Consider the following 18,810-nt stretch of genomic DNA (forward strand, 5'->3'; position numbering starts at 1 on the left):
GCGTTAAAAATATACAATAAATATGGCTGTTTTCTTAAACAAACCATCACAATATATGCTTTAAAATGTAACTTTTGCACCTGAGAAAGGCGGAGTTGTAGATTTTTTGACACTTCTAAATGGTAATAAGCAAAGAGTTTTAGTAGGTGATGTTACCGAATCAGGCAAGTCTGTGATAACACTAAGGAGGAAAAACGCTTATGATAAGTCATAAAGCATTTAATCTGCAGCAGTTAATTGACAGAGCTTATAAACCCGAGGACTGGATGAATCATTTAAACGATGATTTGCTTAAATTCTGGAATAAACCCGAGATTACTGATATAAAGGATTCTTTGTTTCCAACTTATATTACAAATGATGGTCATGTGCTTCCGGCTTCAAAACAGGAGTGGCCAAAAGAGTTTGTAGAAGCAAAAAAATCTTCTGACACTTCAGGTTTGGTTCACGAAGATAATAATTACGTAAGAGCACACTCGAGATTAACCTATGCATTTGGCATTGCATATCATATGACGGGTAAGACTGAATATCTTGATATTTGCAAAAAAGGTGCTATGGAATTAATGAATGCTATGGATGGAAACTACGGCATGCACGTTACTCAGAATAGTATTACCAAAGAATGGGATTCTGATTACAGGAAACGTACCAGTCAGGATCTTGCGTACGGACTTACAGGTCTTGGAATGTATTACTTTTTGACACATGATAAAAGTGTTATGTATAAGATTCTTCAGCTCCATGACTATATTTTTAACGTATATATGGATGAGAAAAGAGGGTATTTAACGTGGCTTCCAAGATTTTTGAAAGATAATCCAGAAGTTCAGATAGTAGCTCAATTAGATCAGCTATATGCATACATGTTGATGATAACTCCAGCACTTCCAATGCCTTATGCACAGAAGTGGCGTGATGATATGAAGCAGATTACAGATATTCTTATTACGCAGTTCTATAGCGAACAATATGGATTTTTCTGGGGGGTTGACAGTGATGCCATGAGTATGAATCTGGGAACTGATCATACAGATTTTGGTCACTCAGTAAAGACATTCTGGGTTATTTTAAAAGTTGGCGAACTTCTAAATAACGTGGAGTATATTAACTTTGCAAGACCTAAGATACATAGAATATTGCTGGATGCATATATAGAAAAAAAATGGTTCCTGGGCAAGGCGTTTTGACCAGAATGGAAATCTTGATATAGATAAAGAGTGGTGGATTTTGGCAGAACTAGACCAGGCTGCAGAAATTCTTTCTATTCATGATCCGTCTTATTATAGATTTTTGAATAACACGCACAAGTACTGGTTTGATGTAATGACCGATCACGAGCATGGAGAAATCTGGCATATGGTAGATGGAGCAACAGATAAGCCGGTAATAAACTATCCTAAAGCTCATAACTGGAAAACGTCACTTCATAGTTTCGAACATACGCTTTTTGGCTACATGACAGCAAGTAGAGTCAAGAACGAGAGTTTTTCACTCTTTTACGCAATACCTGAATGGGAGAAATCAAGGTGCAGAGAATTACAGCCCTATATGTTTAGAGCTAAAGTGTTAGATGTTGAGAATGAGGGGACAATAGATACCTTAACAGATGGAAATAGTAATTATAAAGTAACGTTTACATCGCTTCACTAATAATATTCAAAGGCCTAAATTATTATTGGAAAATATAATGATTTAGGTCTTTTTTTTGAATTATAATGAAAAAGCTGGATTGTATACAAAAATTGTAAATGGAAGAATAGCATTGGTTCGAGATATTGATCCTAATTATGTAGCAACACTTGAAGATGGTAGCAAAGTAACAAATTTAGAATTGATGATTAAAGGAAAAGCACCGTTTGATCCCAAAACAGGTAAAAGATTTGATGTTCATCATGTAAATCAAGATAGGGATGGCGTGTTAGCTATTTTAACTAAATCAGAGCATACTGGGAATGATTCTATTTTGCATGATAAAGCAAAATAGGGTGTTCATAATGCACTTACAGGTGATAAATCATGGTCCAAAAAGAAAGCTGATTTTTGGAAGGCAATTGCTTCAGAATATATGTAATTTTTTGATTGGAGAGTAGGTTAGATATGGATAAAGATAAATTACCTAAGTTTAAATATCATCCCAATGTTTACGAATGTGGATGTGTAGAGTTTAGTAAGGGTGTTTGTGATTGTTGTGGTAAGGAAGTAGACGCTTATGTTCAGGCTATGTATACAACAGCGGATGTGGACTGTATCTGCATGGATTGTGTAGCAAGTGGCAAAGCGGCTGAAAAGTTTGATGGTTCTTTTATTCAGGACGCAGATCCGATAGATAATGAGGCTGCTACAGAAGAACTTTTTTGCAGGACTCCGGGATATTTAAGTTGGCAAGGCGAAAACTGGGCAGCTTGTTGTAATGATTATTGCGAATATATTGGAACGGTAGGGACAAAAGAATTGGATGAACTAGGCATTGCGGATGATCTTTTTGAAGCAGACGGCTCTTTTGATGGATATGATAATGCACGTGAGTATCTGGTAAAAGATGGGAGTCTTTGTGGTTACTTGTTCCGCTGTTTACATTGCGGAAAATACTATTTGCGAATAGATGCGGATTAAACAATATAGAAATAGAGCGGGTAAATGTAAGTATTGATGCCAAAGCGATAACAGCATGAACTTTTTTTCTTTGAAATCAACATTTCTTCCTTCTGCATCTTTGCAAAATAGGTTGCAATGGGAAATGGATATTGTTTTTTTATTAGCTCTTTATTGAATGGAGAGTTTGAAATTTTTTCTGTAAATATGGGTATTCTATGATAATTTAGATTTGTAAGAAAGCAATCAGACTGGTTGCTTCCTTTTTTAGACTATACATTTATGAAAGGCTTAAGTCAATATCTGTTTGTGCTTGTAACAATGTGTGTAGTATGATTATTTGCATATTAAATCGATAAATCGGCAGTTTGAGGAGACAATTATGATAATCGAAATGGAACCAATTGGATATGTTAGAAATGAAGTAAAGGACAGAAAAGATGTTTCTTGGGGAGAAGACGCTTCTTCTATAATATTGGATGAAGAGTATATCTCCGGTTTGAAAGGACTTGAAGATTTTTCTCATGTGAATATCATTTATCATCTTGATAAAGCGAAGTATGAAAAGGACAAGCACCTTCAAAGAAGGCCTCAGAATCGAGATGACATGCCATTAGTTGGGATTTTTTCACAGCGTGGAAAAGATAGACCTAACCGTATCGGAATGACCTCTGTAAAAATAGTTTCCGTTTCTGAAGACAGAATTGTTGTTGAAGGTCTTGATGCTGTAGATGGCACCCCAGTTTTAGATATAAAACCATATTATCCAGTATATGATAAGAAAGATGCATCCGTTCCGGAATGGGTTGAACGTTTGATGGAACATTATTTCTAAAAGGGAAATTTCCGTTTGACGGGATGGTGAGTTCTATCCGAAGTTAATCGCACAACTTCAAATTTGTAGGAGGGAAAATATGATAATTGGATTTATTATCTGGACTGTTGTTCACTCCATGTTAAATGCCATGCCTCCGTTTTACACGCTATTTTTCAAAACCACTTCTTATTCGAAGTTGTCTCGACAAAATTGCTCTTATACTACCTGCGATAAAAGACTCGTATCCTTCTTTGTCAGGAATCTTAAAATAGTTTATTTCTTTATAATCTTCTCCGATAAACCTCTCATACCTGTCTTCTGCTATATCATATGATTTCAAATCATATACTCTATAATCAGAATCGCAAAAATCATCAAGATAAAAGAAGTCCACAAATGATTCGAAATTATCAAATAACTGCAACCATGTTTTATACTTATCAAATGGTTTTATCTTGTATTCCACATTATTTCCATTAATCGAAGCATAGAAATTTTTGAGGTCCTGCAATGTACAATCAATCCTATCACAGAATCCTTTATTGCCACCTCGTTGTGTATTGATGGTACCACCTCTACCAGTTAACAGAATTGAATTTCTATTATCTTCTCTCTGTTGTACAGGCCAGAGCATATGACCACCAAGCACTCTCGTTTTCCTCAAGTATTTTCCAACCTCAGTCCCTGTAATTCCTGCTTCTCTGGCTGAAGCCCTTGAAGGACCAATAAAGTCACTACTCATCGTATAACTCATATTGTCTTTGTCCATCCAAAGAATGTACTCCTCGCCATTTTTTGAAAGTGTAAACCCAAGTTTCTCGAACCGTTTTTTGTATATTGCCAATAAATCAGTATATAATTCATGACAACAAGCATCCGGATCTTTGTAGTCTTTCGCATCTATTTCTGATGGGTTTCTAAATACACTTGGCTCAAAATGTCCTAATCCCACATAATCCAAATAGCATGTCGTAAAAATATCTCTCATTGCTTTCCCTACCTAATTACTAATCCTGCTTACCAAATTTCGATTCTAATCGATCAATATCTTCCTCTAATCTTCTAATATCTTCATCCTCATAACTAGCCTTTTTCAAATCTTTGCGTCCCCATTCTCGTTTTTCCTCTGCAGAAAAAAAAATTTAAACCATCCCTCGCATCTTTAAAATGTTGTTCTGCACTGGCCTTGTAATCCCTTGAACGTTCTTTTGCTCTTGCTAGTTCTTCTTTTTTCCATTTGATATCCTCTGGATGATCAGAATTCATTGAAATGAAAAATTTAACTACTGAAAATCCAATTACTAAGACTAAAATCCAACCAACAATAGGAATAATGTTCTGAATAAATAAAAACACTAATGGCATTACGATATTAGCAAATACTAATGCTAATAAAGTTTACCCAACCATCCATCTGCACTCCTTTGTTATCAATACAAGTACGATAAGCTCTATATGGCAATCCGCCACTTACTGTTATGCGTTTCAAAATATAATCGTACCTTCCGCTTGTAATCAAGCACGACAACAACACATTCAAAAACAAATGTGGAGTAAGAGACATAGAGCCCGTCCGGAGTAGTATAAGGCCCCGGATGGGTAATTGTTCTATAACCTTTTATCGTATAATTTTCATATTGTCCATCTTCGTTCATCAGCCGGAAGCGGAGGGGAATCACTTCGCCGTTCGACTTGTGCTGACAGATGACGTCTACAGTATCAATCACTCTACTCATAACATATAACCTCAATCAAAAAGAACTAATGTTCGGGTGTGTATATAATATACCTTTTGGATTGAAAGTTCAAGTTAGGCAATTTTTCTTTTGAAGAAGCGTATTTGCGTTACAAAAAGATTGATTTAACGTTAATGATAAATGTATTATATAGTATAGAGGGAAATATAAAATAGTTAACATAATGTGGAGGGAGGTTTGGTTATGGCAACTATATCCCGAAATGAGCAGCGCATTAACAATTTATGTATTAGTAACGGATTTGAACCTAAGGATGTGTGCAATCTGACGAAGCTCTTGTTGGAACACTATCGGAGCGGCTTTGAGATACCGCAGCTGTTCAAGATCAATTTGGACAGTGATGGGATCCGTGATCAAAAGATATCGATGCGAAGGGATTTTTTGGAGGAAATGAGATTACCTTTAAAAGATTCCACTGAATATCTTGACAGGATATTTCAAAATCTCAGGGATTGTATCTGGATGCGGTCGATAATTGATATGGTGTTGGATCAGATTGCCGGCGGAATATGCGAGGGTGACCTCTACAAGCGGATTATTGAGAATTACTATCTGAATTCGGACTCTATATCAAATGAGGAGATAGCACGAGCGGAGAATCTTTCTACTGCGTCTATAGAACGTAAGAAGAGAGAAGCTATCAAGTATCTGGGAATTAGTATGTACAAATACGCATGTTGCAGAGAATATGAAGAAGGGAATGAATATGACAGAGCAAGAAAACACTATATTGATTATTACGAATATAATGATAGCGATGTTGAGGGTTTCAAAAAAGAGATACTTGCTATAATGAGTAAAAACTAGGAGGATGGTAAAGATGAGATTTAAGAAAAACGTATCCGCAGAATTACGCGCAATTCTAAGAGAACAGCTGCATAAATATAAACGTGAAAATAAAGACATCACTGAAGAAGAAATGAAAGAATTAGAGGATTGGGTGGCAGCTGGCAACAGTCCATACGACAATCCTTATAATGGGTATCGGGAGGATGGTTGGCCACTTGATTTCATCAGTACAATAAGAGATATAGAGGAAGAAAACAGGTGGTTCGAAAGTCTAAGTGAAGAAGAAAAAGAGGAACTCAGACATCCTAAGCCAAGCTCAACATTTGAAGAATTAGACCTTGATGCCTGTCTTGCAGAGTAGTTCGTATAATCTAAAAAAATACCCACGGAGAAATCCGTGGGTGCTATGAAAAAGTGGCGGATTTTAACTGCCAAAAACTGCTGGTTCTTAACTGCCAAAAAACGCTGGAAATAAAGTGCCAAAATTTGCTGGTTTTACTTGCCGTTTACATGAAGTTATTACATTTGGCGAAGCATGTAATTTGAAATGAATGAAATGAATTGTCATATGTAACAAGCTGTGTTGAAGTAAAGGAGAGAAGGTATTTATGAAGGCAATGGAAAACTTGAATATTAGGATGAAAATAATGGTTCCAATGTTTATGCTGGTACTATTATTAGTTATTACGTTTTTATCATCGATTTCTAGTTTGACGCAGATGAAAAACGCAGATGAGAGGATTTCTGGTTATTATGCAGAAAGTATGTCGTTGCTGGGGGATATTTCGACTGATGTTGAGGCTTTACAGAAATTAGCCTATTCTCACTGTACAGCTACTGATGTAGAAATGAAAAAGTCAGTAGAGGCAGAAATTGAAACTGTTACAGCGCGTTTGGCTGAAACATGTTCGAAATATGAAACAGTATTAAAAGCAAATAATGGAGATGCTGCTTTATATGAGCAGTATAAGCAGAAATATGATACTTTTATGGACACCTTTAATACAGTAATTACATGTAGTTCATCGTATCAATATACAACAGCTCAGGGAATGGCAAACGTTGAGTTAAAGGCTCAGGGAAGTGATGTAAATACAATGGCTAACCAGATGCGTGAAGCAAACAAGCAGGAAATGGGTGAAGCCGTTCGCAAGAATAGAGGAGCGTACAGTGCTTCAATTAATATAAGCTTGATTATTTTATTACTTGCTGTTATTTTAACAGTACTTTGCTTTATCGTTTGCAAGAGAACAGTTATTAAGCCATTAGAGAAAACACATGAGACATTGCAGCACATTGTAGATGAAATCTCGGATAATAGAGGAGATTTGACAAGAAGAATTGAAGTTAATGGTACAGATGAAGTTGGTCAGATGGGTAAAGGTATCAATGAGTTTATTGAAGCTTTACAGAGAACGATGAAGAGTATTATTTCAAATTCATCTGAGCTTGACAAGATCGTTGGAAATGTTGCTCACAATGTGACTACAGCAAATGAAAATGCTTGTGATATTTCATCTGTTATGGAGGAGTTATCTGCTTCTATGGAAGAGATATCAGCTACTACAACTGGTGTAAATGAGAATGCAGCAAATGTTGACGCACATGTTGCTGATTTGGCGAGTGTATCAGAAGACTTATCTGGATACGTTCAGGAAATGAGAAATAGAGCCGATGAGCTTGAGAGAACGGCTGAAGAAAATAAGAAAAATACAAATATAATTATGGGAGATATATTAAGCGCTCTCCAGGAAGCGATTGAAGAATCAAAGAGTGTAGAGAAGGTTAATGGTTTGACAGATGAGATTTTAAGTATTTCATCTCAGACAAACTTACTTGCATTAAATGCTTCCATCGAGGCTGCTCGTGCAGGAGAAGCAGGAAAAGGTTTTGCAGTTGTTGCAGATGAAATTAGACAGTTGGCTGATTCAAGTAGAGATACAGCAAGTAATATTCAGAATATCAATGATATGGTAACAGTTGCAGTTAAAGAATTAATTAAGAGCTCAGACGAGATTATTACGTACGTTAATGAAACAATCTTGCCTGATTACGACGGCTTCGTATCAAGTGGACAAAAATATAGAGAAGATGCAGCTTACGTAGATAGTGTTGTACATAAATTTAATAAAATGTCTATTGATTTGAAGGATTTGGTAGGAGGTATCAAAGAGGCAATTGAAGGAATTACATCAGCAGTTGATGAAGGTGCAAAAGCAATTTCGAATGCAGCGGATAATACATATGATTTGGTAAGAAAGATGGAAAATATCGATGAACAGATGCACGGAAATAATGAAGTAGCAAGACAATTAAAAGTTGAAACTGATAGATTTGTTAAATTTTAACTGGAGATGTAATATGAAGAGAAAAATTATATCATGTATATTGGCAACGGGCTGCGTTATATCGCTTTGTTCGTGTGGAACTGACAATGCCGCTCCTAAAACAGAAGCTGGTATAGAAGAGAGTTCACAGCAGCCAGAGCAAACTGAACAGTCTGAGACTGTTAGTGCAAGAGATGTTTATATTTTACCACAGCATTTAGATAATCCGAATTTGGTGATTGTTTGGGATATGTCAGAAGAAGAGTGGGAGAATTTTAAAGCAAATGATTCCAATGCATTTAACCTTGTATGGTCAACAAAAGAAGCCTTTGAGCAAATGTATGGTGGTACTGTAACTGTATATGGCGTAGGCTGGGATGAAATGATCAACAAAACAACTGAAATGGTTGAAAAGGGTGAGGTCTGTGATTTGGTTCAGGCAAATGATCAGAATTTCCCACGATATGCAAACGATGGAATTGTACAGGATGTGTCTAAGTATGTAAATTTGGACGATGATTTCTGGTATGATAATGTAACAACAGCTTTCACTTTTGGAGGAACTCCATATGCGATGGGGGCAGATGCTAATCCTGTAGTAATTAGTTACAATAAGACCCTTTTTGAACAAAAAGGTGTGAAAACGCCTTCGGAATATTTTGAGGAGGGGAATTGGAACTGGGATACCTTTAAAGAGGTTGGAACTAAAATGGCAGAAGACACCGATGGTGATGGAGAAAATGATATTTATGGCTTTGGCTGGTGGGATTCATTTTATGTTCAAGTGCTAAATGCAGATGGCACTACTGCTTTAGTTTACGACGATGAGGGTAAAGTTCATAGCAATTATGCGAGTAGTGAAGCTAAGGAAACTTTCGAATTTCTTCAGGATGGATATAGTAAAAGCAAGTATATACAGCAGCCAGGAGTAGATTTTGTAGAAGCATTTAAGAGTGGAAAGCTTGCGATGACATGTGAGTATGGTTTTGCTGCAAAATCGGTTTATGAGTGCGATTATGAAGTGGGATGGGCACCACTTCCGACTGGACCATCTGGAGAGGCATATAGCAGCGGAGGAAGTATTGCAGGCTTTGCAATTCCTGTAACGAGTGCAAATCCAGAGGGGGCAGCAGCTTTTGCAAGAATGGCATACGAGATGCAGCTGGATTATAATAGACGTCAGAGAGTTGAACAGAATGGATTGCAGGAAGTTGAATTAATGAATGAACTTTCAAAGCACATTTACTTTGCACCAATCGGTGTAAATAATTATTGGGATGCTCAGTGGATTGTTGCTAATGGTATAGTGACAGGTCAACCAATTCCAGAATTTACAAAAGAAGCAGATGATAAATTGAGAGAAGGAAATAAATAAGCAATGAGAAATGGGAGGTGGAGTACATGACACTTCTGATGAGAGATAGAGAGAAAATTGAAGAAGGAAAAAAAGAAGGACGAAAAGAATATCAGCTACTTCTTAGGGCTATTCCAAAAGAGTCTGATGATTTTACGCTTGCCCTGACTGCTGAAGACGATGTCATTGAAGCTCTTATGGAAAAATATAATATCTATTCTGAAGAATAATATATGACACAGCTGAATTATCGGTGTTTAAAATGATTTTTTATGATTAAGTTTTTGCGGCTTTCACTTATAGTATAGGTGAAAGCTGTTTTTATTTTTTTAAATAGACTTATTATTCACCTGATTTCTGTAGTTATTAGTGAAGGGATTTTCCCTTGTCTGTACTTTGACAAGAGAATATACATTCACTAAGTACGTTCCTGTAGTGATGATTCTTGTAACATCCGGACAGGATTCTTGAATTATCCGGACACGTAATCTTTTATTATCCGGACAAGCATTCTTGAAACATGCGGACAGCCATTCCTGAATCATCCGGACAAATGACATCTCACATTGATCTTCTTAGAATGTAATTAATTACATTCTAAGGAGGGTATGAAATGAGGTGTCTTGATACTATGAAAGTTACTGAAATCCTTCGCCTGAGGGAAATGGAACTCAATCTACGAGATATAGCATCAGCTGTAGATTGCTCCAAAACTACCGTTGGCGAAATTCTTAACAGATGCAAGGACTGTGGACTAACCTATGAAGAAGCAACAAAGCTTTCTCCTGAGCGGATCAATGAGCTGATATATCCAGACTCCTTTGGCCGTAAGCAATCCAAGGATGAACCAGACTGGGAAGCTATATACAAGCGACTTATGTCCAGCAGAAGAATCAACCTTTATTACATCTGGGAGCAGGAATACCGCAAAGATAATCCTGATGGCTACAGCTACAGTTACTTCTGTGCCAAGTTCAATACATGGAAAGAAGATACCGGTAAAGAAGTGGTACTGCCTCAGGAGCGCGAGCCTGGCAAGGAACTGTTTGTCGACTGGATTGGTGATACTCTTCCATGCGTTGTTGACTATGAGACCGGTGTGATTCATGATGCTCATTTCTTTGTAGCTACGCTTGGAGACAGTTCATATCCTTTTGTTGAAGCATTTCCTAATGAAACACAGATCAACTGGAATCAGGCTCATATAGATGCTTTTGAGTGGTATGTAGGGCTTCCCAAGATACTTGTGCCCGACAACTGCAAAACAGCGGTTGTACATACCAACCTCTACAATCCGGAGCTCAACCATGCTTACAGAGACCTTGCCCGTCATTATCAGGTTGCTATAATCCCTGCAAGGGTCAAAAAGCCAAGAGACAAACCTACAGTTGAATCAGGCGTAGGCTGGCTTGAAACATGGCTCCTTGAGTGGCTAAAAGATAAGATATATCACAGTTTTGAAGCCCTTAATGCTGATATAAAGGATCGAGTGCTTGAACTTGCAGAAAGACCATTCAAGCATCGCTCCGGCTCTAGAAGCAGCAACTTTACTGCTCTTGATAAGCCGGCACTTCGACCATTGCCCAAGGATCCATTTGAGTATTATGAAACACTGCCAGTTAAGACAGTACCGAATAACTATCACGTCTACTATGACGGCTTTTATTATTCAGTGCCATATACTCTTTACAAGGACTCCGTCACAATACATGCCTATGCCAAGAAGATTGAAATCTTCAACACTTTGGGCAAAAGGGTTGCGCTGCATATCAGAAAGTTCTCTGGAAGGCGTTATGCAACCGAGATAAACCATATGCCTGCAAACCACCGTGCTATCAGAGAATTCAATCAGTATGATGGAACTCATTATCGCTACAGGGCATCAAGTATCGGTCAGAATGCTTATCGCTTTGTAGATACACTCCTTAAGTCTGCTGACTTTGAGGAACAGGCATATAAATCCTGTATGGCTGTAGTGAACTTCAGCAAGCAGTACGGTAACACCAGAGTTGATAATGCCTGTAAGAAGGCACTTGATCTCAACTCTGTTACATATACAACACTCAAGAACATCCTGAAAAACAATCAGGATAAGAAGCCCGTAAACGCTGATCACTCCGATGCGGACACTCCAACTCCAAGCCATGAAAATCTCCGTGTCGGAGAATGGGAATAGGAGGTGATGCATCATGAACTACCAAACAGCGGAACAGTTAACAGCAATGAAGTTAAATGCCATGAGGCTTGAGTACGCCAGGCAGGATGAACTTCCTGCTTCGCAGGCTCTTTCCTTCGATGACAGACTGGGAATGATAGTGACAGCCCAGTTCAATGCAAGAAACAAAGCCAAGACAAATCGGCTTATACGTCTTGCGCATTTAAGGGAGCCTACAGCATGCCTTGAGAACCTGGATTATGAGCCTATACGAAAGCTCAAGAAGGCAGATATAGCAAGACTCTCTGACTGCCAGTGGGTCACAAGCGGTAATAACCTCATCATCACAGGAGCGACTGGTGTTGGCAAAACATATCTGCTCTCAGCTTTTGGCAGAGAAGCTTGCACTAGAGGACTTACTGTAAGGTGCTACAGAGTTCCAAGGTTGCTCACAGACCTGAATATCGCCAGAGGCGACGGATCATACAACAAACTGATGCAGGATCTGGTAAAACCTAATCTTTTGTTGCTTGATGATTTCGGTATGAAACAGTTAGACCTTGGCATGACTCAGGACTTCCTTGAAGTCATTGAGGAGAGATACCACAAACATAAGTCTGTAGCCATCTCAGCACAGTTACCTGTTAAGAATTGGGTTTCAATTTTCAAGGATCAAACGATTGCAGATGCGGTCCTGGACCGCATAGTGCGCAATGCGTATAGGTTCGACCTAAAAGGTCCTTCCCGCCGTCCTACGATAGAACATATGCCGGCTGACGCCGGAGATGACAATAAGACGGCAAGCGAGTAATATAAAAAATAGATGTCATCTTGTCCACTTGATACAGGAATCTTGTCCGGATATTAGTAGAAACCTTGTCCGGATAATTGCGGAACTGACGTCCGAGTATTACAAGATGCTTGTACCAAATAGACAAGAATCATCACCTGTAGTATGTAGCCCCAAAGGTACGCCTTGCGCGATATAGCCTCACTGGAATGTCGGTAGCACCGGCACTGGCGATGACAGCTACGGGTATAATGATACTTCCGCTCAGCCACAACTCATCGTAATGGGAGCGGTCTTGCGAGAACCGCAGGAAGGGTTGAGCCTATGGAGCTGTGCTGCAGCCGCTTAGTGATTTCCCGTTCTCCGGGGCGCCGTGGGCAAATAGGGGAACATATAACTGTTTGATTTTAAGAAGGTATTCCGCTGTGTACTGGCAGTGGGTGCCTTCTTTTTACATAAAAGGAGAGTGTGGTCATGGTTAGGCGTGGAGAGATATATCTTGCTGACTTAGGTGCAGGTGTCGGATCGGAACAAAAAGGCGAGAGGCCGGTAATTATCGTTCAGAACAATAAAGGAAATAGGTATTCGCCGACGGTTTCTGTTGTGCCTATAACAACAAAGATTCATAAAAGTGCGGGAATGCCTACGCATGTTCTGCTAGGTAAAATTGCAGGGCTTGATATGGAATCAGCCTGTATGGCGGAGCAGGTTATGACAATAGATAAGAAGAGACTTATAGCGCGGATAGGTAAACTTCCCGAAAGTGTTATGAGCCGGGATATAGCTAAGGCTTTGAATATACAGTTGGATTTGAAAGTGGGGAAAAAGAGAAATGGAAAAGATTGAAGTGCCGGTGTGGCGAAAATATTCACTTAGTATACAGGAAGCAGCTTCCTATTATGGTATTGGCGAGAAGAGACTTCGCAGTCTAGTTTCAGATAACTTGGATGAGGAATTTGTTATAGAGATTGGTGCCCATGTCAGGATAAAACGCAGGAAGTTTGAAGAGTATCTTGATAATTCGGGAGTTATATAAGGGGCTACATACTAGCGATTTATTTATTGTATGGGTACAATGAGATTATTGAACTATTATGTGCCTTTCATTTATTTGGAAGGAGCTGATTGAAATAGAAAGAAGGCGTGATAAAAAAGGAAGAGTTCTCCATGAAGGAGAAATGCAAATGAAGGATGGTCGTTATCGTTTCAAATATACTTCATGGGACGGTAAAGAAAAGGTGGTTTATAGCTGGCGGCTTGATCGTAATGATAAGGCACCACAGGGTAGGAAACAAACGGAATCTCTTCGCGAGATGGAAAAAAGAATTCAGGCGGATAGCTTTGATAGAATAGTCACTAATGGCGGAAATATTACGGTGCTTGAACTGGTTCAGAAATATGTTGATACACGTGTTGGTGTCAGGATCACAACCAAACGAGGGTATCAAACAGTACTTAATTTTCTTGCCAAAGATCCTTTTGGTAAGAAGAGGATTGATCTGGTGCGTAAGTCAGATGCAAAGCTATGGCTTATCAAACTCCAGCAGGAGAAAGGTAAGAGTTATGCGCAGATTCACAATATAAGAGGAGTGATCAGACCTGCGTTTAAACTTGCTATGGATGATGATCTTATCCGTAAGAATCCGTTTGACTTCGAGCTTGTAAATGTTCTTGTAAATGATTCGGTAAGACGAGATGCATTATCTCGTGAAGATGAGAGAAAACTTCTTAAGTTTATCAATGAGGATAAGCATTACAAGAAGTATTACGAAGGTATTTATATCTTGTTTAATACAGGAATGAGAATTTCGGAATTCTGTGGCCTTACATTATCAGATATAGATTTCAAGAACCATTCCATTAATGTCGACCATCAACTTCAAAAAGGTGCCCATGTAGGGTATTATATTGAGGAGACCAAGACGGAGAGCGGTCGAAGGAAGATTCCAATGACTCCTGAGGTGGAAGAGTGTTTTAAGGCGATAATAGCCAACAGACGTCCACCGAAGCCTGAGCCCATGATAGATGGCAAAGCGGGCTTTTTGTATTTTGATAAGGATGGAAGTGTTGCATATTCGCTTCATTGGGATCATTACTTCAAACACATTCGTGATAAATACAACCGCATCTACAAAATTCAAATTCCGTTTGTGTCTCCGCATATATGCAGGCATACGTTTTGCAGTAAGATGGCAAAGTCCGGAATGAATCCCAAAACTCTTCAATATTTGATGGGGCATTCAGATATAAGTGTTACATTAAATACGTATTCGCATGTCGGATTTGAAGATGCCCAAAGGGAGCTAAAGTCGCTTAGAAGCTTAAAGGCGATATAACTTAGGTATAAATTCTGCCATCTGTAATCGGCAAATGCCGCTGACAGAATTGCAGGTATAAAACGAACATTTTTATACCGCATTTTATACCTGATGCTTGAAAAAATAGACGGAAATATGCCGATATATGCCAACTTACAGAAAAACAGAAATGGCTTAAAAGCTGGAAAATACGAGGTTTTTGAATATGATCAGGGTGCTATTCGTCTGCCACGGCAGGATACTAACATAGAGGCTGAAATGCCTATTTTAGCTGGATATACAGGGTATGGCCTTTGGATTTGCACCTCATTTGCACCTTTTGAGTTTACAAAAGAACGTATAGTAAACAATAAAGAATCATTAAAACACGGCTCCAATATGGCAAATGAAGACATGGATGAAATACGTACGATGTTGGATAACGAAAATTTACAGTATGAAGTAGGCAGGACAGAAAGGTCGTGATGTTATGGGCGAAGTATTTGAAAAACTGGCAAATAAATATGCTGATGCTATTGCAAGGGAGCGTGTTGAGCAGACAAAAATAAAAATTATAAAGAATATCATGAAGAACATGAAATGGTCGTTAGAGGATGTGTTTAATGTTCTTGAAATTAAGGGCGAGGAACGTGAAATAATAGCAAAGCAACTTCAGAATTATGAGTTTGACAAACTGATGAAAAACTCCCAGAAATGGGCAAAAGAAGTAAGTATGACGGAGGCAGATATTAGTGAAGCTATAACTTCTGTTAGGAAAAAAAGAAAGACGTAATGAGTATGTCCGAGATGAGAGAATTATTTGATCTTTTAATAGAAAATGGAATTCAAATAGATACCGGTTTCAGCGGTTAAGAAATTGCAGCTGTTGAGAATCTGTATGAGTTAAGCAGAAAAGCAAAATTAAGCGAATGCGCTGTTCCGAAATTTTTCGGCAAAAGGGGTTTGGGGCGATTCGCCTCCAACAAGCGTTAAGAGCATTTGTCCCACAAATGCACTGCTTGCCACTTTTTTAATAGCCCTCGTAGGGATTCTTTAGAAGCGGCGTTATCAACTAAACTAACATAAAAATTGAATACTAACATTATATGTGTTAGTATAAAATAAAAATGTTAGAAAGGGCTAAAATGAAAAAACTTTTCGAACAAGTATACGGAAGAAAACTGGATTCATTTGAAGAAACGAAATACTCTTTGCCGTTATATTTGCAAGATGGCAAGAGGTTTTACAGAGTGTCTGTTTCCGGAAAAGCATTTGTTGTCGTTTTTTTTCGAAAATCAGGAGCGATTTAATATAAAAACCTTAAAAAAACAGTTGGCATCCTACCAAAATGCTCTAAAAGAGGATGCTGTTTATGGTTTTGACAAAATCAGTTCTTTTCAGCGTAATAGCATGATTGAGAATGATATTCCTTTTGTATCGCGTAATGGTCAGATGTATTTGCCATTCATGGGTGTGCTGTTTGAAAAGTGTGCCATGGGTGAGGATGTTGTCAAGGAACGCTTTGCGCCGGGATCACAGCTCCTTTTTCTCCTTTTTTTATATGAAAATGATAGTTATACAAAATTGGAGGCGGCAAAGAGGTTGCAGGTTTTGCCGATGGCAATATCCAGAGCATCAAAGCAACTGCTTGAAAAGGGATTAATTGAGGAAAAGAAGCAGGGCACTGGAATTGTAATGACTGTTAGCGTTAAGGATCGAAGAGAGCTATACGAAAAAGCAAGGAAATATTTAATTAATCCTATTCAAGGAGTCATGTATTTGCCTAACGGAAAAGTGGATAGCAGCGCACCTGCATCAGGGGAATTTAGCCTGTCTCAAAGATCTGAACTGGGTTATCCGAAGTATGTTGAGTATGCATTATATAAAGATTTGCCATTCTTTAAAGAGTTAGTTGGCGTTGATCCGGACCTGAACTATGAGGCTGATATTGTTCGCGTTCAAAAATGGAAATACGATCCGGTTATGCTTTCATGTAATGGGCAAGTTGACCCTGTATCGCTTATTTGCACATTTGAGGATACTAATGATGAGAGAATTCATAAGTGCCTGAAAGATGTTAAGGAGGAAATCTGGAATTGGCAGATAATATAGAATTAAAAAATAATCTTATGTCGTTTAAAGAGACATTCCGAGAATATACGGATTATTATACCGTGATAGGTGGAACTGCTTGTATGATCCTTATGGAGGAGGCGAGCAGAGACTTTCGAGCTACAAAGGACGTTGACATGATTTTGATTATGGAGGATGGTGGCAAGGAGTTTTGTAAAACTTTTTGGGAATACATATTGCGAGGAAAGTACACATGTGGTTGGAAAAATTCTGATCCGCACTATTACAGGTTTACAGAACCGGCTCCAGGGTTCCCGTCACAGATAGAGCTGTTTTCCAAACGAACAGATTTTGAAATGGATTCCCGCATTATTCCTGTTCATATTGATGATGACGTATCTAGCTTGTCAGCAATTGCTTTGGACGAGGATTTCTACGCTTTTATGAAAAATGGACGAAGAGTAGTTGATGGGGTCTCGGTTTTAGGGGCTGAGTATATTATTCCATTTAAAATGTATGCATGGCTCAATAACATCGACTTGAAAAAGCAGGGAGTGAGAGTCAACGCTGATGATATCAAGAAGCATAAGAATGATGTGTTCCGTTTACTACCGTTGATTAATCCTGATGTAAAGATTCAGACGGTTGGAAATGTTAGGGAAACTGTTCTTTCTTTTATTGAGAATATGGGCACGGAAACTGTAGCAGATGAATTTCTTTCAAATAGAAGAACGAAGGAAGAATCGCTGGATGTCTTCAGAAAAATATACTTATAATGGGAAACATATTATAATAGCGATTCTGCAGTAGATGATGCAGCACAGGAAATATAATAAAATCCTGTGCTGCTTTTTAGAAGTTTGGGCATTATATCCTTATTTCGTATCTTCGCACAAATATATGTGAGTTGTGCATGTTTCTATATCTGTTATATAAACAGTTTTTTCATCAGCTGTTATATATACTCTTGGAGTGCTCCGCTGAGCTAAGTAATCTTGTAAAGTCAGTTTTTCGTTTTGGGCAAGAAGCTTGTCCATTTCTTCATCTGTTAAAACCAGCAATTCTGTTAGTGATGAGATATCTATTTTTTCTGATTTTTTTTCTTTGTCTAAGACATACGTCCTCATGATCTTTCCACATGATTCAGCTTGAACCTCATATACCCGTTTGCATGAGGTACAGTACCAATATTCGACAGGTTCATTTCTATCCTGAAAACTGTTATTGCAATTATTTTTTTCATCCCATCCGGTGTAAAAATCCCATAACCTTATTTGAGGATTGGAATTAATGGCATCCTTAACCTCTTGGATATAATAGATACTTAGCCTGTTTTTTGAAGGGGATATAGTATTTGCCATTTCGGCACCACATTTACATCCTAATCTTGCCATGTCAGCCTCCTTATAGCGTTCTTCTTGTTTTATCATCAAACCATACTTCTACAGTTCCGAGGACATTTCCTTTTCGTAAAGCTTCATTATAACCAGTTGTAATAAGTTCTTTCGTGGACTTGGAATCACTTTGTTTCTTAGGAAGATACAATGCAACAGTACCTCCTGAGCCAACTTGCTGGAATCCTTCTTTTATATTTTTGGCTAATTGACTTGGATTATTACTCGTAGTCTGCTTTACTTCAATATTCTTGATAAAGTGTTCGTCATTACTTGTTTTAATTGAAAGATCGTATGTTTTAGCATTAATTTCGTCATGTCGCTGCCTGAAAACGGCTTCGTAACCCATGTCTATATATCTTTCTGCGACGAAGATAGTACCTGAATCGGTAACTTTTCTTCCTCCAGAATCTTTATAGTTTGTCTGGATTTGTGTATATCCTCCTTTTCCTCTTCCCATAG

The 18,810-nt window shown here is 38.2% G+C and carries 23 protein-coding genes; 19 read left to right on the top strand and 4 right to left on the bottom strand.

What is annotated here, in order from left to right; translation table 11 throughout:
- Positions 1 to 200 precede the first annotated feature (200 nt).
- From CD00_RS0103145 to tsaA, 5 genes are all read left to right on the top strand, one after another.
- A complete protein-coding gene (locus CD00_RS0103145) occupies positions 201 to 1,190 on the top strand; it encodes a hypothetical protein (protein WP_026654591.1) in 990 nt (329 codons plus the stop codon).
- A 40-nt stretch (positions 1,191 to 1,230) separates the two neighbouring features.
- Positions 1,231 to 1,653 (top strand): hypothetical protein, encoded by a 423-nt coding sequence (locus CD00_RS0103150; RefSeq protein ID WP_026654592.1) that lies wholly within the window; start codon positions 1,231 to 1,233, stop codon positions 1,651 to 1,653.
- Positions 1,654 to 1,708: 55 nt separating this feature from the next.
- Positions 1,709 to 1,987, top strand: coding sequence for an HNH/ENDO VII family nuclease (locus CD00_RS17055; protein WP_051594067.1), 279 nt, complete (start codon positions 1,709 to 1,711; stop codon positions 1,985 to 1,987).
- A 113-nt stretch (positions 1,988 to 2,100) separates the two neighbouring features.
- A complete protein-coding gene (locus CD00_RS0103160) occupies positions 2,101 to 2,616 on the top strand; it encodes a CbrC family protein (protein WP_026654594.1) in 516 nt (171 codons plus the stop codon).
- 361 nt (positions 2,617 to 2,977) lie between these two features.
- Positions 2,978 to 3,430: a tRNA (N6-threonylcarbamoyladenosine(37)-N6)-methyltransferase TrmO gene (gene tsaA, locus CD00_RS0103165; RefSeq protein WP_034461942.1), complete on the top strand. Its 453-nt coding sequence runs from the start codon at positions 2,978 to 2,980 to the stop codon at positions 3,428 to 3,430.
- A 148-nt stretch (positions 3,431 to 3,578) separates the two neighbouring features.
- Here tsaA and CD00_RS0103170 read toward each other — a convergent pair whose 3' ends face one another.
- Together CD00_RS0103170 and CD00_RS0103175 are read right to left on the bottom strand one after the other, a co-directional pair.
- Positions 3,579 to 4,400, bottom strand: a complete 822-nt coding sequence (locus CD00_RS0103170; protein WP_026654596.1) for a DUF6994 family protein — start codon at positions 4,398 to 4,400, stop codon at positions 3,579 to 3,581.
- 95 nt (positions 4,401 to 4,495) lie between these two features.
- Positions 4,496 to 4,777: a hypothetical protein gene (locus CD00_RS0103175; RefSeq protein ID WP_026654597.1), complete on the bottom strand. Its 282-nt coding sequence runs from the start codon at positions 4,775 to 4,777 to the stop codon at positions 4,496 to 4,498.
- Positions 4,778 to 5,352: 575 nt separating this feature from the next.
- On the opposite strand from CD00_RS0103175, the gene CD00_RS0103185 reads away from it, so the two are divergent.
- The 14 genes from CD00_RS0103185 to CD00_RS0103250 all read left to right on the top strand — a co-directional run bounded on the left by CD00_RS0103185 (position 5,353) and on the right by CD00_RS0103250 (position 17,730).
- Positions 5,353 to 5,976: a hypothetical protein gene (locus tag CD00_RS0103185; protein ID WP_026654599.1), complete on the top strand. Its 624-nt coding sequence runs from the start codon at positions 5,353 to 5,355 to the stop codon at positions 5,974 to 5,976.
- A gap of 13 nt (positions 5,977 to 5,989) precedes the next feature.
- Complete coding sequence (locus tag CD00_RS0103190) at positions 5,990 to 6,319, top strand: hypothetical protein (RefSeq protein WP_026654600.1); 330 nt, start codon at positions 5,990 to 5,992, stop codon at positions 6,317 to 6,319.
- Between the two features lie 247 nt (positions 6,320 to 6,566).
- Positions 6,567 to 8,306, top strand: coding sequence for a methyl-accepting chemotaxis protein (locus tag CD00_RS0103195; RefSeq protein WP_026654601.1), 1,740 nt, complete (start codon positions 6,567 to 6,569; stop codon positions 8,304 to 8,306).
- 13 nt (positions 8,307 to 8,319) lie between these two features.
- Complete coding sequence (locus tag CD00_RS0103200) at positions 8,320 to 9,660, top strand: ABC transporter substrate-binding protein (RefSeq protein WP_026654602.1); 1,341 nt, start codon at positions 8,320 to 8,322, stop codon at positions 9,658 to 9,660.
- Between the two features lie 26 nt (positions 9,661 to 9,686).
- The gene (locus CD00_RS0103205) at positions 9,687 to 9,869 is read left to right on the top strand and encodes a hypothetical protein (RefSeq protein ID WP_026514770.1); all 183 of its coding nucleotides are present in this window, start codon (positions 9,687 to 9,689) and stop codon (positions 9,867 to 9,869) included.
- 383 nt (positions 9,870 to 10,252) lie between these two features.
- Positions 10,253 to 11,815, top strand: coding sequence for an IS21 family transposase (istA, locus tag CD00_RS0103210; RefSeq protein ID WP_026654603.1), 1,563 nt, complete (start codon positions 10,253 to 10,255; stop codon positions 11,813 to 11,815).
- 13 nt (positions 11,816 to 11,828) lie between these two features.
- Positions 11,829 to 12,605 (top strand): IS21-like element helper ATPase IstB, encoded by a 777-nt coding sequence (gene istB / locus CD00_RS0103215; protein WP_034461944.1) that lies wholly within the window; start codon positions 11,829 to 11,831, stop codon positions 12,603 to 12,605.
- 453 nt (positions 12,606 to 13,058) lie between these two features.
- Positions 13,059 to 13,430 (top strand): type II toxin-antitoxin system PemK/MazF family toxin, encoded by a 372-nt coding sequence (locus tag CD00_RS0103220; RefSeq protein ID WP_026654606.1) that lies wholly within the window; start codon positions 13,059 to 13,061, stop codon positions 13,428 to 13,430.
- The gene (locus CD00_RS0103225; protein WP_026654607.1) at positions 13,417 to 13,620 is read left to right on the top strand and encodes an excisionase; all 204 of its coding nucleotides are present in this window, start codon (positions 13,417 to 13,419) and stop codon (positions 13,618 to 13,620) included. The genes CD00_RS0103220 and CD00_RS0103225 overlap by 14 nt, the downstream gene beginning before the upstream one ends.
- A gap of 58 nt (positions 13,621 to 13,678) precedes the next feature.
- Complete coding sequence (locus tag CD00_RS0103230; protein WP_051594068.1) at positions 13,679 to 14,920, top strand: site-specific integrase; 1,242 nt, start codon at positions 13,679 to 13,681, stop codon at positions 14,918 to 14,920.
- A gap of 93 nt (positions 14,921 to 15,013) precedes the next feature.
- Positions 15,014 to 15,367, top strand: a complete 354-nt coding sequence (locus CD00_RS0103235) for a hypothetical protein (protein ID WP_185750380.1) — start codon at positions 15,014 to 15,016, stop codon at positions 15,365 to 15,367.
- Between the two features lie 4 nt (positions 15,368 to 15,371).
- Positions 15,372 to 15,674, top strand: a complete 303-nt coding sequence (locus CD00_RS0103240) for a hypothetical protein (RefSeq protein WP_026654610.1) — start codon at positions 15,372 to 15,374, stop codon at positions 15,672 to 15,674.
- Between the two features lie 437 nt (positions 15,675 to 16,111).
- Positions 16,112 to 16,993: a hypothetical protein gene (locus CD00_RS0103245; protein ID WP_034461946.1), complete on the top strand. Its 882-nt coding sequence runs from the start codon at positions 16,112 to 16,114 to the stop codon at positions 16,991 to 16,993.
- Positions 16,978 to 17,730, top strand: coding sequence for a hypothetical protein (locus CD00_RS0103250; protein WP_155841175.1), 753 nt, complete (start codon positions 16,978 to 16,980; stop codon positions 17,728 to 17,730). Before CD00_RS0103245 ends, CD00_RS0103250 begins: the two co-directional genes overlap by 16 nt.
- A gap of 99 nt (positions 17,731 to 17,829) precedes the next feature.
- Here CD00_RS0103250 and CD00_RS0103255 read toward each other — a convergent pair whose 3' ends face one another.
- Together CD00_RS0103255 and CD00_RS0103260 are read right to left on the bottom strand one after the other, a co-directional pair.
- Complete coding sequence (locus CD00_RS0103255) at positions 17,830 to 18,348, bottom strand: hypothetical protein (protein ID WP_026654614.1); 519 nt, start codon at positions 18,346 to 18,348, stop codon at positions 17,830 to 17,832.
- A gap of 10 nt (positions 18,349 to 18,358) precedes the next feature.
- Positions 18,359 to 18,808 carry a hypothetical protein gene (locus CD00_RS0103260; protein ID WP_026654615.1) on the bottom strand — a complete coding sequence of 150 codons (450 nt, stop codon included), beginning with the start codon at positions 18,806 to 18,808 and terminating at the stop codon, positions 18,359 to 18,361.
- Positions 18,809 to 18,810 lie beyond the last annotated feature (2 nt).

It is taken from the genome of Butyrivibrio sp. AE3003, assembly GCF_000686065.1.
In the GTDB taxonomy this organism is placed as follows: Bacteria; Bacillota; Clostridia; order Lachnospirales; family Lachnospiraceae; genus Butyrivibrio; species Butyrivibrio hungatei_A.

Excerpts from the sequence above, each read along its gene's own strand:
- CD00_RS0103190 (WP_026654600.1), top strand. The coding sequence starts at position 5,990 with ATGAGATTTAAGAAAAACGTATCCGCAGAATTACGCGCAATTCTAAGA.
- CD00_RS0103255 (WP_026654614.1), bottom strand. The coding sequence starts at position 18,348 with ATGGCAAGATTAGGATGTAAATGTGGTGCCGAAATGGCAAATACTATA.
- istB (WP_034461944.1), top strand. The coding sequence starts at position 11,829 with ATGAACTACCAAACAGCGGAACAGTTAACAGCAATGAAGTTAAATGCC.
- istA (WP_026654603.1), top strand. The coding sequence starts at position 10,253 with ATGAGGTGTCTTGATACTATGAAAGTTACTGAAATCCTTCGCCTGAGG.
- CD00_RS0103185 (WP_026654599.1), top strand. The coding sequence starts at position 5,353 with ATGGCAACTATATCCCGAAATGAGCAGCGCATTAACAATTTATGTATT.
- CD00_RS0103195 (WP_026654601.1), top strand. The coding sequence starts at position 6,567 with ATGAAGGCAATGGAAAACTTGAATATTAGGATGAAAATAATGGTTCCA.
- CD00_RS0103230 (WP_051594068.1), top strand. The coding sequence starts at position 13,679 with ATGTGCCTTTCATTTATTTGGAAGGAGCTGATTGAAATAGAAAGAAGG.
- CD00_RS0103205 (WP_026514770.1), top strand. The coding sequence starts at position 9,687 with ATGACACTTCTGATGAGAGATAGAGAGAAAATTGAAGAAGGAAAAAAA.
- CD00_RS0103235 (WP_185750380.1), top strand. The coding sequence starts at position 15,014 with ATGCTTGAAAAAATAGACGGAAATATGCCGATATATGCCAACTTACAG.
- CD00_RS0103145 (WP_026654591.1), top strand. The coding sequence starts at position 201 with ATGATAAGTCATAAAGCATTTAATCTGCAGCAGTTAATTGACAGAGCT.
- CD00_RS0103225 (WP_026654607.1), top strand. The coding sequence starts at position 13,417 with ATGGAAAAGATTGAAGTGCCGGTGTGGCGAAAATATTCACTTAGTATA.
- CD00_RS0103260 (WP_026654615.1), bottom strand. The coding sequence starts at position 18,808 with ATGGGAAGAGGAAAAGGAGGATATACACAAATCCAGACAAACTATAAA.
- tsaA (WP_034461942.1), top strand. The coding sequence starts at position 2,978 with ATGATAATCGAAATGGAACCAATTGGATATGTTAGAAATGAAGTAAAG.
- CD00_RS0103240 (WP_026654610.1), top strand. The coding sequence starts at position 15,372 with ATGGGCGAAGTATTTGAAAAACTGGCAAATAAATATGCTGATGCTATT.
- CD00_RS0103175 (WP_026654597.1), bottom strand. The coding sequence starts at position 4,777 with ATGCCATTAGTGTTTTTATTTATTCAGAACATTATTCCTATTGTTGGT.
- CD00_RS0103160 (WP_026654594.1), top strand. The coding sequence starts at position 2,101 with ATGGATAAAGATAAATTACCTAAGTTTAAATATCATCCCAATGTTTAC.
- CD00_RS0103245 (WP_034461946.1), top strand. The coding sequence starts at position 16,112 with ATGGCAAGAGGTTTTACAGAGTGTCTGTTTCCGGAAAAGCATTTGTTG.
- CD00_RS0103200 (WP_026654602.1), top strand. The coding sequence starts at position 8,320 with ATGAAGAGAAAAATTATATCATGTATATTGGCAACGGGCTGCGTTATA.
- CD00_RS0103220 (WP_026654606.1), top strand. The coding sequence starts at position 13,059 with ATGGTTAGGCGTGGAGAGATATATCTTGCTGACTTAGGTGCAGGTGTC.
- CD00_RS0103170 (WP_026654596.1), bottom strand. The coding sequence starts at position 4,400 with ATGAGAGATATTTTTACGACATGCTATTTGGATTATGTGGGATTAGGA.